Annotated in this window: 13 protein-coding genes; 5 read left to right on the forward strand and 8 right to left on the reverse strand. The window is 63.9% G+C overall.

Annotated features, from left to right (window positions below):
- Positions 1–157 precede the first annotated feature (157 nt).
- From V3W39_RS30935 to V3W39_RS30950, 4 genes are all read right to left on the reverse strand, one after another.
- Positions 158–1,669 carry an MDR family MFS transporter gene (locus tag V3W39_RS30935; RefSeq protein WP_330213990.1) on the reverse strand — a complete coding sequence of 504 codons (1,512 nt, stop codon included), beginning with the start codon at positions 1,667–1,669 and terminating at the stop codon, positions 158–160.
- Positions 1,659–2,789, reverse strand: a complete 1,131-nt coding sequence (locus V3W39_RS30940; protein WP_330213991.1) for an HlyD family secretion protein — start codon at positions 2,787–2,789, stop codon at positions 1,659–1,661. Before V3W39_RS30940 ends, V3W39_RS30935 begins: the two co-directional genes overlap by 11 nt.
- The gene (locus tag V3W39_RS30945) at positions 2,786–4,234 is read right to left on the reverse strand and encodes a TolC family protein (RefSeq protein WP_330213992.1); all 1,449 of its coding nucleotides are present in this window, start codon (positions 4,232–4,234) and stop codon (positions 2,786–2,788) included. Before V3W39_RS30945 ends, V3W39_RS30940 begins: the two co-directional genes overlap by 4 nt.
- A gap of 114 nt (positions 4,235–4,348) precedes the next feature.
- Complete coding sequence (locus V3W39_RS30950) at positions 4,349–5,092, reverse strand: AraC family transcriptional regulator (protein WP_177115630.1); 744 nt, start codon at positions 5,090–5,092, stop codon at positions 4,349–4,351.
- A gap of 161 nt (positions 5,093–5,253) precedes the next feature.
- On the opposite strand from V3W39_RS30950, the gene V3W39_RS30955 reads away from it, so the two are divergent.
- The 4 genes from V3W39_RS30955 (at position 5,254) to V3W39_RS30970 (ending at position 9,671) form a co-directional block, all read left to right on the forward strand.
- The gene (locus V3W39_RS30955; protein WP_177078190.1) at positions 5,254–6,054 is read left to right on the forward strand and encodes an SDR family oxidoreductase; all 801 of its coding nucleotides are present in this window, start codon (positions 5,254–5,256) and stop codon (positions 6,052–6,054) included.
- Positions 6,047–7,873, forward strand: a complete 1,827-nt coding sequence (locus V3W39_RS30960) for a glycoside hydrolase family 15 protein (protein ID WP_330213993.1) — start codon at positions 6,047–6,049, stop codon at positions 7,871–7,873. The genes V3W39_RS30955 and V3W39_RS30960 overlap by 8 nt, the downstream gene beginning before the upstream one ends.
- 198 nt (positions 7,874–8,071) lie before the next feature.
- Positions 8,072–8,533, forward strand: a complete 462-nt coding sequence (locus tag V3W39_RS30965; RefSeq protein WP_330213994.1) for a cysteine hydrolase family protein — start codon at positions 8,072–8,074, stop codon at positions 8,531–8,533.
- A 217-nt stretch (positions 8,534–8,750) separates the two neighbouring features.
- Entirely contained in the window at positions 8,751–9,671 is a 921-nt protein-coding gene (locus V3W39_RS30970) for an alpha/beta fold hydrolase (RefSeq protein WP_330213995.1), read from the forward strand.
- Here V3W39_RS30970 and V3W39_RS30975 read toward each other — a convergent pair.
- The 3 genes from V3W39_RS30975 to V3W39_RS30985 all read right to left on the reverse strand — a co-directional run bounded on the left by V3W39_RS30975 (position 9,649) and on the right by V3W39_RS30985 (position 13,526).
- Positions 9,649–11,844 carry an ATP-binding protein gene (locus tag V3W39_RS30975; RefSeq protein WP_177048725.1) on the reverse strand — a complete coding sequence of 732 codons (2,196 nt, stop codon included), beginning with the start codon at positions 11,842–11,844 and terminating at the stop codon, positions 9,649–9,651. The two genes, V3W39_RS30970 and V3W39_RS30975, sit on opposite strands and share 23 nt — an antisense overlap.
- On the reverse strand, positions 11,841–12,428 hold the full coding sequence (locus V3W39_RS30980; RefSeq protein ID WP_177048726.1) for a biliverdin-producing heme oxygenase: 588 nt from the start codon (positions 12,426–12,428) through the stop codon (positions 11,841–11,843). Before V3W39_RS30980 ends, V3W39_RS30975 begins: the two co-directional genes overlap by 4 nt.
- Positions 12,429–12,542: 114 nt before the next feature.
- Positions 12,543–13,526, reverse strand: a complete 984-nt coding sequence (locus V3W39_RS30985; RefSeq protein ID WP_177078180.1) for a GlxA family transcriptional regulator — start codon at positions 13,524–13,526, stop codon at positions 12,543–12,545.
- 91 nt (positions 13,527–13,617) lie between these two features.
- On the opposite strand from V3W39_RS30985, the gene inhA reads away from it, so the two are divergent.
- A complete protein-coding gene (gene inhA / locus V3W39_RS30990) occupies positions 13,618–14,298 on the forward strand; it encodes an isonitrile hydratase (RefSeq protein WP_177048730.1) in 681 nt (226 codons plus the stop codon).
- Here the strand turns inward: inhA and V3W39_RS30995 are convergent.
- Positions 14,295–14,636 (reverse strand): antibiotic biosynthesis monooxygenase family protein, encoded by a 342-nt coding sequence (locus V3W39_RS30995; RefSeq protein WP_177048732.1) that lies wholly within the window; start codon positions 14,634–14,636, stop codon positions 14,295–14,297. The genes inhA and V3W39_RS30995 overlap by 4 nt on opposite strands.
- Between the last annotated feature and the right edge of the window lie 4 nt (positions 14,637–14,640).

Here is a 14,640-nt window from a genome sequence, read left to right on the forward strand (position 1 = left end):
CTAGCGAGGGGCCGAGTGGTGGGGCAAGAGCGTTTTGCTTACTTTTGCGCTTTTCAAAAGTGAGCCGCTGTAAGAGCGGAACCCATATCAGCAACAACCCAAATAACGGATATGTACTCAACCCCTCAGACACCCAAAGTCAACCACAGAATTGACCCTAGGTACGCCGCAACATCAACGCCGCCACCGCACACGCCGCCAACCCCACACACGCCAGAAAGAACGCATCACTGTAGGCCATCAAAAACGCCTGGTGCCGAACACTCTGGTCCAACAGGCTCAACACCACTTGGTGACCCGGCAACTGCTCCTGCAGCACCCCACCATCGGGCAAACGCGCTTGCAGGGCCGGGTCAAACAGCGTCACCGACTCGCCAATGCGCGCCGAATGCACCTTCTCACGCACCACCACCAATTGCGCCAGCAGCGCTGTACCCACCGCCCCCCCCAGGTTACGCAGCATCGAAAACACCGCCGACGCCGACCCGGCCTGCGCCTTGGCCAGCCCGTGCACCGCCAGCACCGACAACGCCACCATGATCAGCGGCTGCCCCATGCCCCGTACCACGATCGAAGGCACGATCACATTGCTCGCGCTGTCCGCCGACAGGTGCGCCCCCATCCAGCACCCCAGGGCCATGATCGCAAACCCCGAGGCCACCAGCATCTTGGCACTGACCCACTTCATCAGGCGCGGCAGAAACGGCGCCATGATCAGTTGCACCATCCCATACGCGATCAGGCTCACGCCGATTTCGCTGGCGTTGTAGTGCTGCAACTGCGACAGGTAATTGGGCACCAAAAACACCAGGCCATAGGTGCTGGCGCCGAAGATAAACATCGCCACGCTGGCCACGCCAAAGTTGTAGTGCCCCAACAGCCGCAGGTTGATAAAGCTGTGGGCGCCCCACAACTGGCGCGCCACAAAACCGATCAAGCCAACCACCGCCAGCAGCGTCATCCATACGATAAAGTTCGAGCCGAACCAGTCCTTGCGCCCGCCCTCCTCCAGCACGATCTGCAACGCACCCAGGCCCAGCACCATGCAGCCGATACCCAGCCAGTCGCCCTGGCGCAACAGGCCCAGTTGCATCGGCTGGCGGTCGATGGACCAGGCCACCGCCGCCAGCAACGCGATCCCCGGGAACAGTTGCAGGTAGAAGATCCAGCGCCAGGAATACGCGTCGGTCAGCCAGCCGCCAATCGACGGCCCGGCGGCCTGGGCAACGCTGTTGGCCAGGCTGAACAAGGCCATGCCCAAGGGGATCTTGCTGGCCGGCAGTTCGGTGATGATCAGCTGGAATGACAGCGGAATCAGCACCGCCCCGGCCGCGCCTTGCACCACCCGGATCAGGATCATCACTTGCAGGTTCGGCGACAGTGAGCACGCCACCGAGGCCACCAGGAATATCCCCGAGCCCCACAGCATCACCCGGCGCAGGGAGAACACCTGCACCAGCCACGCCGTGAGGGGAATCATGATGATTTCGGCCACCAGGTAGGCGGTGGAAATCCACGAGCCTTCCTCGAAGGTCGCCCCCAGTGCGCCTTCGATTTCCGGCAGTGCGGCGCTGGTGACGTGCACGTTCATCCCGGCCATGAAGCAGCCGAACAGCCCGCCGATCACCGCGACCCAGGCGCGAAACGACACACGCCCTTCAGCCTCCATGAACGTGCTCCTGGCGGGCGGCCGGGCGGGTGTCCACTGTGGCAATCACCGACATGCCCGGCAGCACCCGCGCCTCGCCGGGCTCCAGGCGGATCTTCACCGGGAACCGCTGGACGACCTTGGTGAAGTTGCCGGTGGCGTTGTCCGGCGGCAACAGCGCGAACACCGCGCCGGAACCGGGGGCGATGCTTTCCACCTGGCCGTGCCAGTGCGCGCCGGAAAAGCTGTCGACGGCGATCTCCACCGGCTGCCCGGGCGCCATGTGCTGCAACTGGGTTTCCTTGTAGTTGGCAATCACATACGCCTGCTCCACCGGCACCACCGCCAACAGCGGCAGGCCGGGCATCACGTATTGCTGGCGCCGCACCTTGCGCTGGCCCACCACACCGTCAAACGGCGCGCGGATCTCGGTGTCCTTCAGCGCATTACGGGCCAGGGCCAGGTTGGACTCGGCTTCGCCAACGCGCGCCTGATACTCAAGGATCTGCGCCTGGGCCTGTTGCCGACGCGCCTGCAAGACCTGCAACTGCGCCTGCTGGCGCGCTACCTGGGCGTTCGCTTGCGCCATCGCCGCCTGGGCCTTCGCCTGGCTGGCGCTGACGGTTTCCAGGTGCTGGGCGCTGGCCACCTGTTGCGCGACCAATTCACGATAACGCTGGTAATCGAGCCTCGCGCGCCGGGCTTCGGCCTCGCCACTGCTCAAGGCGGCCCGCGCCTGGGTGATGCGTTGCTGCTGCTCGCTCATTTGCGCGTCGAGGGTTTTCACCGAGGCCTGTTGTGCAGTAGCGGCTGCCTGCGCCTGTTGCAGTTGCGCCTGGGCGCTGTTGAGGCGCTCGGTGAAATCTCGGTCGTCGATACGCACCAACACATCTCCCGCCTTGACCGGCTGGTTGTCTTCCACCAGCACCTGGGCCACATACCCGGCGATCCGTGGGCTGATGGCGACCCAATCGGCACGCACATAGGCGTCGTCGGTTTCTTCGAGAAAGCGCCCCCACTGCCACCAATACCCGGCAAAGGCGGCGAGCCCTACCAGCGTAGCGAGAGAGGCAGTGGTCACCAGGGCGCGACGATGACGTTGCATAACGGTCAGGCGAATAGGTTCAACAGCCTGGTTCATGGTGTGGCTCCATTGACAGCGACAGATAAGGGGGCGGTTGGATCGTCACGCTGCCAGCCGCCACCGAGGGCCTGGAACAGGTCGATCTGGCGGTTGATCAAACGCAGGTCGGACTCGGCCACGCGGGCTTCAAGGCCCACCAGGCTGCGTTCGCTGTCCAGCAGTTGCAGGGCATCCAGCGCGCCGGCGTGGTAGCCGCGGGACGCCAGGTCAAAGGCGCGACGGTTGTTGTCCAGGGCAGCGGCCAGCGCCTGGCGACGCTGCTGCTCGCCCTGGTACAAGGCCATGGCCTGCTCCACCTGCTTCAGCGCGTTGAGCACCGTACCGTCAAACTGTGCCAGGGCCTGGCGCGCTTCGGCCTGGCTTTGCTTGACCCGCGCCTTGGCGATCTGCCGATTGGGAAAGCGCCAGGACACCAACGGGCCGACGGAATAAACGGTCGCGTAATGGTCACCCAGTTTGCCCAGGCTGCTGGCAGACGAACCGAGCATCGCACCGAAGGTAATCCGCGGATAAAGCTCGGCACGGGACAAGCCCACCGTCGATGTGGCTGAGCGCAACTGGCCCTCGGCGCGGCGGATATCCGGCCGCCGTTGCACCAGCGCCCAGCCCTCGCCCACCGGCAACGGCGCCTGCAGTTGCGGGCTTTGGGCGCAGCTGTGAGGCGTGACCTGCTCCGGCGGCAACCCGCTGAGCACGGCCAACTCATACAAGGCACTGCTGCGCCGGGCCGTGAACATCGGCAACGGCGCGCGGGTTTCTTGCAGCAGGCCTTGCAGGCGACTCAAGTCCAGCTCCGTCGCCGCGCCGGCTTTTTGCAGCTTTTGCGTGACCGCGACGCTTTGCTCCAGCAACTGCACCGAGTGCGACTGCACCTGTTCCTGCAAGCCGTAGACGCAGGCCTGGGCATAGGCACGTGCGATCTGCGCGGCCACCGTCACCCGCAATTCGTCTTCCAGCGCCCGCGCCACTTGGGCATCCGCCCGGGCCGCGGCAATGCGGTAACGCACCTCGCCCCACAGGTCGAGGGTGTAGCTCAGGGAAAATTCGGGGGTGTGGCTCCATTCCGCACCGGCATGGCCGTGGGTGGCCTGGGCCAGGGTCTGGTCATCCCGACTGCGACCGTAGGCCAGGCCATAGTCCAGCGACGTGGACGGCAGGCGCTCGCCGTCCACCTGTTCCAGCCGCGCCAGCAACGCGTCGACGTGGGCGGCCGCGGCTTCCAGGTCTTTGTTCTGGCGCAGGGCGCGCGCCACCAGAGCGTCCAACTGCGGGTCGCGGTACAGCTGCCACCAACGGGCGGGCAGCGGCTCGGCCGATTCGGCGGAAAGCTGCGGCGCAGGCGTCGCCGTGACCGTCGACGGCTCGCCGGGCACGCCACTGCACCCGGCCAGCACGCTCAACAGCGCGATGGGTATCCATGGATGAAAGAAAGGGCTGTGCATCACAAGGCTCGCTCAAGAAGGAGCCTTGCAGGTTAGGCAGGTGGCTTATCCGATTCGCCCGCGTCAGGGCCATGTATCGTCGCTAAACGGACAACAACGTTACATGACGCAACACTACGCCCCCGGCCGAAAATGACTCGGTGGGTAGCCCAACGACTTGCGAAACATCGCACTGAACGCACTCGGGCTCTGATACCCATGCTCCAGTGCCACCTCCAGGATCGACACGCCCTGGGCCAGCAGCTTCAAACTCAAGGCCAAGCGGGCACGCTTGCGCCATTCGCCGAAGCTCATGCCCAACTCGCGCTGGAACACCCGGCTCAGGGTGCGGGCGCTCATGTTCAGGCTGTCGGCCCAGGATTCCAGGCTGCTGTCGTCGGAGGGGTTGCGGATGAAATGGGTGCACAGCCGGGCCAGCCGCGCCTCGCCGGGCACCGGCACGTGCATCGCCACCACCGGCGCGGCGAGCAGCTCCATGCGGATCAACTCGACCATGGCCTGCAGGCGCGGGCTGCTGTGCCCGGCGATCAGGGTCGCGGCGACGATCAGCTCCCGCAGCAACGCCGACACTTCGATCACCTGACAGGTGCGCCCCAATCCCGGCTCCGCCTCGGGCATCAGGAACAGCGTGCGCATATGCACTTCGCCGGCCATGCGGATTTCGTGCGGGGTGCCGGCGGGCACCCACAGCGCATGCCCGGACGGCACCAGCCAACTGCCCTGGGCGGTGCTGACCACCATCACCCCGGACACCCCGTGGATCAGTTGCGCCTGGGCGTGGCAATGGGGATGCACCACGTCATCGTTGCGGTAGTTGTCGGCATAGGCTTCAAGCCACGGGCGGGGTTGGCTGTTCATCGGCTCAGGTCTCGCGTCAATCAGGCATTGATTCTAGCGAAAAGCCCTGTGGCGAAAACGATAGATATAGACAGCCATCGTCGCATTTCAGACAGCCGGTGAACTTGTGGCCCACGCCATCAGTCAGCTGATTGGACACTCTGAAAAAGGTTGGGTGGGCGATGCGTATTTCGTTGGAGCAACAAGTGGCGCTGGTGACAGGCGCCAGTTCCGGAATCGGCGCGGGGGCCGCCAAGGCCCTGGCCGAGGCCGGAGCCGCGGTGGTGCTGAACTACAACGCCCAGGCGGCGCCGGCTGAAGCCTTGGCGGCGCAGATCAATGCCAACGGTGGCCGGGCGATTGCGATTGGTGCCGACGTGTCGAAAGAGGCCGATGTGGAACGGCTGTTTGCGCAAACCCTGGAAGCATTCGGGCACCTGGACATTCTGGTGGCCAACTCGGGCATGCAAAAAGACGCCGCCGCCGTCGACATGAGCCTCGACGACTGGAACGCGGTAATCGGCGTCAACCTCACCGGCCAGTTCCTCTGCGCCCGCGCGGCCCTGCGTATCTTCAATCGCCAGGGCATCCGCGAAGGGGTTTCCCGGGCCGCCGGAAAAATCATCCACATGAGTTCGGTGCACCAGGTGATTCCATGGGCCGGGCACGTGAATTACGCCGCGTCCAAGGGCGGCGTGGAAATGCTGATGCGCACCCTGGCCCAGGAAGTCAGCCAACAGCGCATCCGCATCAACGGCGTGGCGCCGGGGGCGATTCGCACGGCCATCAACCGCGCTGCCACCGAAGGCGCGGCCGAGGTGGAGCTGCTCAAACTGATTCCCTATGGCCGCGTGGGTGACGTCGAAGACGTGGCCAATGCGGTGGTGTGGCTGGCCAGTGATGCCTCCGACTACGTGGTGGGCAGCACCTTGTTTATTGATGGCGGCATGAGCCTTTATCCGGAGTTTCGTGGCAATGGTTGATCTGAAAAACGAACCACAAAGTGCTATCGATGCCCACGGCATCATTGGCGACATGCGCAGCGCGGCGCTGGTGAATGACAAGGGCAGCATCGATTTTTTCTGCTGGCCGGAGTTCGACAGCCCGTCGATCTTTTGCTCGCTGCTGGACTCCCCCGCCGCCGGGATTTTCCAGCTCACGCCGGACCTGCCCGACGCCCGCCGCGAGCAGATCTACCTGCCGGACACCAACGTGCTGCAAACCCGCTGGTTGAGCGATGAGGCGGTGGTGGAAGTCACCGATTTCCTGACCATCAGCGAAGACGTCGACGACCTGCCGATCCTGATCCGCCGCGTGCGGGTGGTCAGCGGCAAGGCGACCCTTCACCTGCGCTGCGCGGTGCGTCATGACTACGCACGCGCCCAGACCCGCGCCACCCTGGATGACGCAGACGTGCGCTTTGAAGCTGACGGCCAACCCGGCCTGCGCCTGGCCGGCAGCCACGCCATGCAGCTCGATGGCGACGCCGCCATCGCGACCTTTGACCTGGGCCAGGAAGAAGGCGCCGAATTTGTCCTCGGCGGCCTGGACGATGCGCGGGTGAAAAACGACTGCACCGACCTGTGCCTGGAACGCACCCTGAAATTCTGGCGTGGCTGGATAGCCCAGTCCAACTACCGTGGACGCTGGCGCGAGATGGTCAATCGCTCGGCCCTCGCCCTGAAGCTCCTGACCTCGCGCAAACACGGCGCCATCCTTGCCGCCGCCACCTTCGGCCTGCCGGAAACTCCCGGCGGCGAACGCAACTGGGACTACCGCTACACCTGGATCCGCGACGCCTCGTTTACCGTCTACGCCTTTATGCGCCTGGGGTTTATCGAGGAGGCCAACGGCTACATGCGCTGGTTGAAAGGCCGCGTGGGCGACTGCTGCGACCAGCCGATGAAAATCAACATCCTGTACGGCATCGACGGCCGCCAGGAACTGCCGGAAACCGAACTGAGCCACCTCAGCGGCCACGGCGGCGCGCAACCAGTGCGCATCGGCAACGAGGCCTACGACCAGGTGCAACTGGATATCTACGGCGAGCTGATGGACGCGGTGTACCTGGTCAACAAATACGGTGAAGCCATCTCCCACGAGGGCTGGAAACACACGGTGGAAGTGGCGGATCAGGTCTGCGAAACGTGGAACCACAAAGACGTTGGCATTTGGGAAATGCGCGGCGAGCAGCATCATTTTCTGCATTCACGACTGATGTGCTGGGTGGCCCTGGATCGGGCGATTCGCTTGGCGTCCAAGCGTTCGCTGCCGGCACCGTTTGCCCGCTGGGACCAGACCCGCCAGGCAATCTACGCAGACATCTGGAGCAATTTCTGGAACGAAGAACGCGGGCACTTTGTGCAGCATATCGGCAGCACCGCGCTGGATGGCTCGATGTTGTTGATGCCTTTGGTGCGCTTCGTTGCCGCAACGGACCCGCGCTGGTTATCGACGCTTGAAGCCATCCAGAAAAGCCTGGTGCGTGACGGCATGGTGTACCGCTACCGCAACGACGACAGCCAGATCGACGGCCTGCAAGGCACCGAAGGCGCGTTTGCCGCGTGTTCGTTCTGGTACGTGGAATGCCTGGCCCGGGCCGGGCAAGTGGAGAAGGCGCATCTGGAGTTTGAACAGCTGCTGCGCTATGCCAACCCGCTGGGGTTATATGCCGAAGAGTTTGATAACCAGGCACGGCATTTGGGGAACACGCCACAGGCGTTGAGCCATTTGGCGCTGATCAGCGCGGCGACCTTCCTGGACCGCAAGTTGAGCGGAGAGAAAACGGTTTGGCAGCCTTAAGGCCGTACCCCCTCTGACCACAAATGAGTAACCCTGTGGGAGCTGGCTTGCCTGCGATGGCGGTGTTTCAGTCATTGATGCATGAGCTGATCCACCGCCATCGCAGGCAAGCCAGCTCCCACAAAGACCGCGCCAGACTTGGAGACGAAGTGTTCCCGATGCACAATGCGTGGCCCTTCGATCCCAGCCAGGATTCCAATGCGCCAGGTTTTACTGATCATCGACGTACAACCCTCCTTCGCTCCGCCCGACTGGCTGGTGGACGGCATCAACGCCCTGCTGGGCCGGATGCCGTCAGTGGCCACCGTCGAGCGTCACGACGAAAGCATCACCCCGTTCGCCCGCCAACTCGGCTGGCAACCTGCGCCCGATGACAACAGCCTGATCGCCGCCGACCATATCTTCATCAAGCACGGCTACGCCCCCACGCCCGAGACCCTCAGCCACCTGAAAAGCCTCGCGCCAGAGCGGGTACTGGTGTGCGGCATCCAAACCGACACCTGTGTATTGGCGGCCGGGTTTGCGTTGTTTGATGCCGGCTTGCAACCCACACTGATCAGCGATTTGACCGTGGGTTCGTCGCTGGACCGTTCAGGAAAACTGGGGGCGGATTTGTGGCGGCATCACTTCAAGCACATCGTCACCCGCGCAGAAATTTAACCCTGCCCCCCAACTGTGGCGAGGGAGCTTGCTCCCGCTGGGGCGCGAAGCGGCCCCAAACGACTCACCGCCATCTCACAGCAAGAGTACAACCAACAAAACCTGGGGCTGCTGGGTGATCGTCTAGACAAGTAAAGCAATTGCAGCCTTTCGGATGACGTTTGGTCACTCGTTTGGTCTACAGTTCCACCACTTTCCCTCCATCCTCGGAGCCTCCATGTCTGCCCTCGCTCAGTTGCTGCACATCCGCACACCGATGCTCGATATCGCCTACGAGGCCCATGGCCCGGAAGGTGGCGAGGTGGTGATCCTGCTGCACGGTTTCCCCTACGACCCACGCGGCTACGACGCGATCGCCCCGGTAGTCGCCGGGCGTGGCTACCGGGTGCTGGTGCCGTACCTGCGGGGTTATGGCCCGACCCGCTTCATCGACGCCAATGTAATGCGCTCCGGCCAACAAGCGGCGCTGGCCAAGGATCTGCTGGATTTCATGGATGCCCTGTCCATCGAAAAAGCCACGCTGGTGGGCTATGACTGGGGCGGACGCGCCGCCTGTATCGTCGCGGCGTTGTGGCCTGAGCGGGTGCACGGGCTGGTGACCGGCGATGGCTACAACATTCAGGATATTGCCGCCTCGACCCGGCCCCGGGCGCCGGAAACAGAGCATCGGCTGTGGTATCAGTTTTACCTTCACACCCAACGCGGGGTCGATGGCTTGACCGCCAACCGGCGTGAGTTCTGCCAGTTGCTGTGGGCGCTCTGGTCGCCGTCCTGGGCCGAGGGGCCGAGCCTGTATGGCCAGACCGCTCCCTCGTTTGATAACCCGGATTTTGTCGAGGTGGTGGTCCACTCCTACCGCCACCGCTTCATGTACGCACCGGGTGACCCGGCGCTGGAAAGCATCGAGCAGGCGCTGGTGCAACCGCCGCCGATTTCGGTGCCGAGCATCTCGTTGTGCGGCGCCGATGACGGCGTGGGCCCGGCGCCGGTTGAAGATGACGACCTGGATAACTTCAGCGGGTTTTACCGGCGCGAGGTATTGGCCGGCGTGGGCCACAATATTCCCCAGGAAGCACCCCAGGTCACCCTTGAGGCGATCTTCGAATTGCTGAGCCTTAACCCCCAGCCAAAATCCTGAAGCTGAACACGCTGCCCTGCCCCGCCACGCTTTCGGCCCACAGGGTGCCGCCATGGGCTTCGATAATGCCGTGGGAAATGTACAACCCCAGCCCGCTGCCGGTGGGGTTGCCCTCGCGGGAGGTCCAGTAGCGATCGAAGATATACGGCAGTTGCGCCGGGTCGATGCCGATGCCGTTGTCGCACACCCGGAACAACACATCGTCACCGTCAGCCTCGGCAATCACCTCGATCACACCGCCCGCCGGGGTGAATTTCAGGGCGTTGCCCAACAGGTTGGAAAACACCTGGAACAACCGCTCCGGGTCGGCCTGCACACACAGCCCTGGCGCAGAACGCCATGTCAGGTCAACGCCCTTGGCTGCCGCCAGCGGCTGCCACATCGAGCAGATCTGTTCCTGGGTCGCCGCCACATCCAGCTGTTGCAGCGAAACACTGTAGCGCCCGGCCTCGATGCGCGAGATATCGATCAAGTCTTCCAGCAGCGTGTTCATGCGGGATGTAGCGTTTTGCATGGTCTCAATCGCGCTGGAGAGGCGCCGGCTGGTCTTGTTGTCTGCGGCGGGCAGCATGCTGCGCATCATGCCGCATTGCATCAGCAGGATGGTCAGCGGGCTGCGCAGGTCATGGGAGACTACGGCCACCAGCTCATCACGCGCCCGTACGGCCTCATGTTCACGCTGCACCTGGCGCGCGAGGTCGTGCTCCAGGGCATTGCGACGCAGGTTTTCCACCGCCTGCAATTGCGACAGTGTCCAATACAGCGCCTTGCCGTCAACCTGCTGCTTCCACAGTTCAAACGACAGGCGCGGGCTTAACGTCGTGCCGCCCGGTTCCTGGTGTTTGATCGGCTGGCCGCTCCACTCCACCGTCGACTGAACCTCCGGGCGAAACCACATCACTGCGTTGTCTACCGGCTTGGGCAGGCAGAACGCCAACAGGCCACTGGCATGGGCCTGATAGGCCGCCGCCGGGGGAAAGTCCGCAGACAGCTGATGGCTGTGCACCACGCCTTTGCCTTGCCCGCGCACCCACCGGTACAGCTCGTGGATCTCAGCCCGCGTGGGGCAAACGCCGAACACATGCAGGCGCTCTTCCACCAGAATCGCCAGGCCACCGGCGGCAGTCAGGTTCAGCAGCGATTGCGCATACGGCAGCAGGCTTTCCATTACATCGCACTGATCTGCCGTCATGGCCGCCACCAACTCTTCAACCATGGCGGCCTTTTCGCGTTGCTGGCCGCGCTCCTGCTTCTCCTGGAGCAAAGTGATCTGCATCGACAGCAGTTGGCCGACGCTGGTGCACGCCGTGCGCAGTTCATGGGGCACGCGCAACGGCTCACGGTGACCACAGGTGATCAGGCCCCAGAGCTGGTCATCCTTGAGCAGCGAAATGCTCATGGAGGACCGCACGCCCATGTTCTTCAAATAGTGGCAGTGCACCGGGGACACGCTGCGCAACACGGCAAAGCTGAGGTCCAGGGGCTGGCCGGTGTCGGGGCGCAGGGCCGGCAGGATCGGCACCGGCTGGTACTCGGCGTCGGGGATCGCGCGGATCCAGTTCAGCCGGTACAACTCGCGGGCCTGGGGCGGAATGTCCGAGGCGGGGAAACACAGCCCCAGGTAGGGTTGCATGCCGTCGCTGAGGGCTTCGCCGATGACCTTGCCGTGGCCTTCCTGCTCGAAGCGGTACAAGGTGACCCGGTCATAGCCGGTCAGGGCGCGAATTTCGGTGACGCAGACCTGGTACAGGCTTTCGAGGGTCTTGGCCGACTGTAGCCGGCGCAGCGTGCGGGCGAGCTGGCTCACGGCGCTGTGCTGAACCGTCAGGGCTCGCTCCAGCTCGAGAAACAGCAGGCCCTGATGGCGGTGCAAAAGGATGTCGTAGGCGTAGCCTTCAAGCGTCAGTTGGTGCAGTTCATCTGCGTCGGCGTCCAGGTCGGCCAAGGCGAGGACGACCTGCGCCGCCGCCTTGCTGCCCAGCACACTGGCCAGGGCCTGGCCCGAAATGCGCTCGGCGTCCAGGCCCAATGCCACGGTCAGGTTGCTGCTGGCTTGCAGCACCTCAAGCGCCGGCTCGCTCAATGTCAACAGCAGGCCGTGGGGCTGGATCGAACCGGGAATGTGGATGGGCTCACTGGCGCAATCGTCTATCAGCGTATCAAGCGTGGTCATCGCAGCACCCCGCAATGGTCCAGCCACTGCTCGAAACACAGGAAGGTCGACTCGGCGACGCTTACCGCCTCCAGGCGTTCGGCGGGGGATTGCAGTGGGTACAGGCAGTCGAGGAAGCGCTGCCACAGGGCGCTGGTCTCAGCACCGTACACATTCATGAACGCGCCACCGTTGGTGGAGCCAACACCAATCTTGATCTCGATCAGGTTGCGCAACACCTGGCCGCCGAGGGTGGCGCCTTCCAGCACGTAGAGGGCGCCCAAGGCTTGGGCCACGTTGGTAATGGCGGGCAGTTCGGGGCATATCGGCAAGGCGTCGATCTGCGGGTTTTCCAGGCCCAGCGCCAGCAAATCCGCCTGCAAATACGGGGTTTTGCTGCGCCGTCCCCATTCCAAGCCAGGGATGATTTCTCCCCAGGGCGCCAGGGCGCGCTCCAGCGGTTGATAGAAGCCGTAGTAGGCGCTCATCAGCTCGCGGTAAAGCGCCAGGTCCATGCGGGAAAAAGGCAGCCGGGTATCGAGGCGTCGATGCAGTGCAGCGGTTGCCGCGCGCAATTCAACAAGGACAGGAGGTAGTGAATTCATAAGCAGTGCGTACGCCGGAAGGGTCGAAACCGCGACGTAGAGGCCTGGGATCAAGTCACTGCGCAATGGACTGTGGGTAACATAGCACCTTGATACAAAAACATTCCTATTCGTTCAATTTCGATCAGTTCTAACAGGGGCGGAAAACCGTTCGCGGTAGACCTGGGGCGTGATCGACACCGCCCGCAGGAAGCTGCGGCGCATGGTTTCTTCGCAGCCAAACCCGCAATGCACGGCAATGCGCTTGATCGACGTGCTGCTGTCCGCCAATTGCCGGCGGGCGGTTTCCACGCGGATCAGCTCGACGGCCCGCGCAGGCGTCTGGCCGGTTTCGCTGCGGTAGTGGCGCACGAAGCTGCGTTCGCTCATGCCCGCCTGGGCGGCCAGTGTGGCGACGTTCAAATCCAGGGTCAGGTGTTCGGCGATCCAGGCGTGCAATTCTGCAAAACGGTTGCCGCCCTTTTGCAGTGACAACGTCACGCTGAACTGCGATTGCCCACCGGGGCGCTTGAGAAACACCACCAGGTGCCGCGCCACTTCCAGGGCCACGGCGCGGCCCAGGTCCTCTTCCACCAGGGCCAGGCACAAGTCGATGCCGGCAGTCACCCCGGCGGAAGTCCACAGGTTGCCCTGCTGGATGAAAATCGGGTTGGCTTCCACCGTCAGCTGTGGGTATTTGCGCGCAAGCTCTTCACAACGGGTCCAGTGAGTCGCCACGCGGCAGCCGTCGAGCAAACCGCTGGCGGCCAGCAAAAAGGCGCCGGTGCACACCGAAGTCATGCGCCGTGACAGCGTGGCTTTTTGGCGCACCCAGTCCACCAGGGCCGGGTCTTCGGCGGCACCGTACACGCCCCAGCCGCCGGCGATCACCAGGGTGTCGCACGGTGCGTCGGCGGCCGGCAGCGGCTCGGCCACCAGGGCCAGGCCCGCCGAAGTCATCACCGGCTCGGCCTGGGCGGCGATCACACTCACCGCATAGGGCAAGGGCAAACCTTGCTGGCGCGCCAGGTCATTGGCCGAGGCAAACACTTGCAAAGGCCCGGTGACGTCGAGCACCTGCACATTGGGGAACGCGAGTACGTTGATGATTCTGGGCATGATTGGCGTGATTCGTGGGTTGAATGGCGTATGCGCCAAAGCCTAGGTGACTAGAGTGAAGCCGTCCATCCCTTTATCAGGAGCAGTCCCCATGACCTTGCAGATCGGCTTTTTGTTGTTCCCCGGCATCCAGCAACTGGACCTCACCGGGCCCTACGACGTGTTGGGATCGCTGCCGGATGTGAAGCTGCATCTGGTGTGGAAGGACCTGGCGCCGGTCACCTCCAGCACCGGCCTGGTGTTTACCCCCAGCACCACCTATGAGGCGTGCCCGACGCTGGATGTGATCTGCGTGCCGGGCGGCTCGGGGGTTGGGGCGTTGATGGAAGATGAACCAACCCTGGCGTTTCTCAAGGCCCAAGCGCAAACCGCGCGTTATGTGACCTCGGTGTGCACCGGCTCCCTGGTGCTGGGGGCGGCGGGCTTGCTGCGCGGGCGCCGCGCGACCACCCACTGGGCCTACCACGACATGCTGGCCCCGCTCGGCGCGATCCCGGTGCAGGAGCGCGTGGTGCGTGACGGCAACCTGTTGACCGGTGGCGGGATCACCGCCGGGATCGATTTCGCCCTGACCCTGGCGGCCGAGCTGTACAGCGAAGCGGCGGCGCAACTGGTGCAGTTGCAGATTGAATATGCCCCGGCCCCGCCGTTCAACGCAGGCCGGCCGGAGACCGCACCGGCGCACGTGCTGGAAGAAGCCCGCAAACGCACCGCCGAGTCGCGCAAGACCCGGGGCGAAATCGTGGCCCGGGCGGCGGCGCGGCTGGGTTAAGCGTTCGCGTGCCCGTGGCGGTCGGCGGGCACCAGATGCCCGATCGTGCCGTCGCCATACGCCCGTTCCACCTTGGAAATCACCACGTGATAACCGCCGTACCAGCGGCGGTACAGGCGCTTGGCTTCCAAGTGGGTCGGGTGGCTGGCAAAGGCGCGGATCGACGCTTCATCGCGCCAGTAATAACTGGCGTTGATCAACCCGCCATCCGCCGAGCGCCACGACTCGGCCCCCACATATCCCGGCAGCCTTGCCGCCAGTGCGTCGATCAAATCAGTGAGGCGCTGGAACTCATCATCCCGTTCACCGGGCTTGTAGATAAAGGCTGCGATGTACATGGGT

The sequence above is a fragment of the Pseudomonas sp. Z18(2022) genome (genome assembly GCF_036346535.1).
In the GTDB taxonomy this organism is placed as follows: Bacteria; Pseudomonadota; Gammaproteobacteria; order Pseudomonadales; family Pseudomonadaceae; genus Aquipseudomonas; species Aquipseudomonas yamanorum_A.

Excerpts from the sequence above, each read along its gene's own strand:
- V3W39_RS30935 (WP_330213990.1), bottom strand. The coding sequence starts at position 1,669 with ATGGAGGCTGAAGGGCGTGTGTCGTTTCGCGCCTGGGTCGCGGTGATC.
- V3W39_RS30940 (WP_330213991.1), bottom strand. The coding sequence starts at position 2,789 with ATGAACCAGGCTGTTGAACCTATTCGCCTGACCGTTATGCAACGTCAT.
- V3W39_RS30945 (WP_330213992.1), bottom strand. The coding sequence starts at position 4,234 with ATGCACAGCCCTTTCTTTCATCCATGGATACCCATCGCGCTGTTGAGC.
- V3W39_RS30950 (WP_177115630.1), bottom strand. The coding sequence starts at position 5,092 with ATGAACAGCCAACCCCGCCCGTGGCTTGAAGCCTATGCCGACAACTAC.
- V3W39_RS30955 (WP_177078190.1), top strand. The coding sequence starts at position 5,254 with ATGCGTATTTCGTTGGAGCAACAAGTGGCGCTGGTGACAGGCGCCAGT.
- V3W39_RS30960 (WP_330213993.1), top strand. The coding sequence starts at position 6,047 with ATGGTTGATCTGAAAAACGAACCACAAAGTGCTATCGATGCCCACGGC.
- V3W39_RS30965 (WP_330213994.1), top strand. The coding sequence starts at position 8,072 with ATGCGCCAGGTTTTACTGATCATCGACGTACAACCCTCCTTCGCTCCG.
- V3W39_RS30970 (WP_330213995.1), top strand. The coding sequence starts at position 8,751 with ATGTCTGCCCTCGCTCAGTTGCTGCACATCCGCACACCGATGCTCGAT.
- V3W39_RS30975 (WP_177048725.1), bottom strand. The coding sequence starts at position 11,844 with ATGACCACGCTTGATACGCTGATAGACGATTGCGCCAGTGAGCCCATC.
- V3W39_RS30980 (WP_177048726.1), bottom strand. The coding sequence starts at position 12,428 with ATGAATTCACTACCTCCTGTCCTTGTTGAATTGCGCGCGGCAACCGCT.
- V3W39_RS30985 (WP_177078180.1), bottom strand. The coding sequence starts at position 13,526 with ATGCCCAGAATCATCAACGTACTCGCGTTCCCCAATGTGCAGGTGCTC.
- inhA (WP_177048730.1), top strand. The coding sequence starts at position 13,618 with ATGACCTTGCAGATCGGCTTTTTGTTGTTCCCCGGCATCCAGCAACTG.
- V3W39_RS30995 (WP_177048732.1), bottom strand. The coding sequence starts at position 14,636 with ATGTACATCGCAGCCTTTATCTACAAGCCCGGTGAACGGGATGATGAG.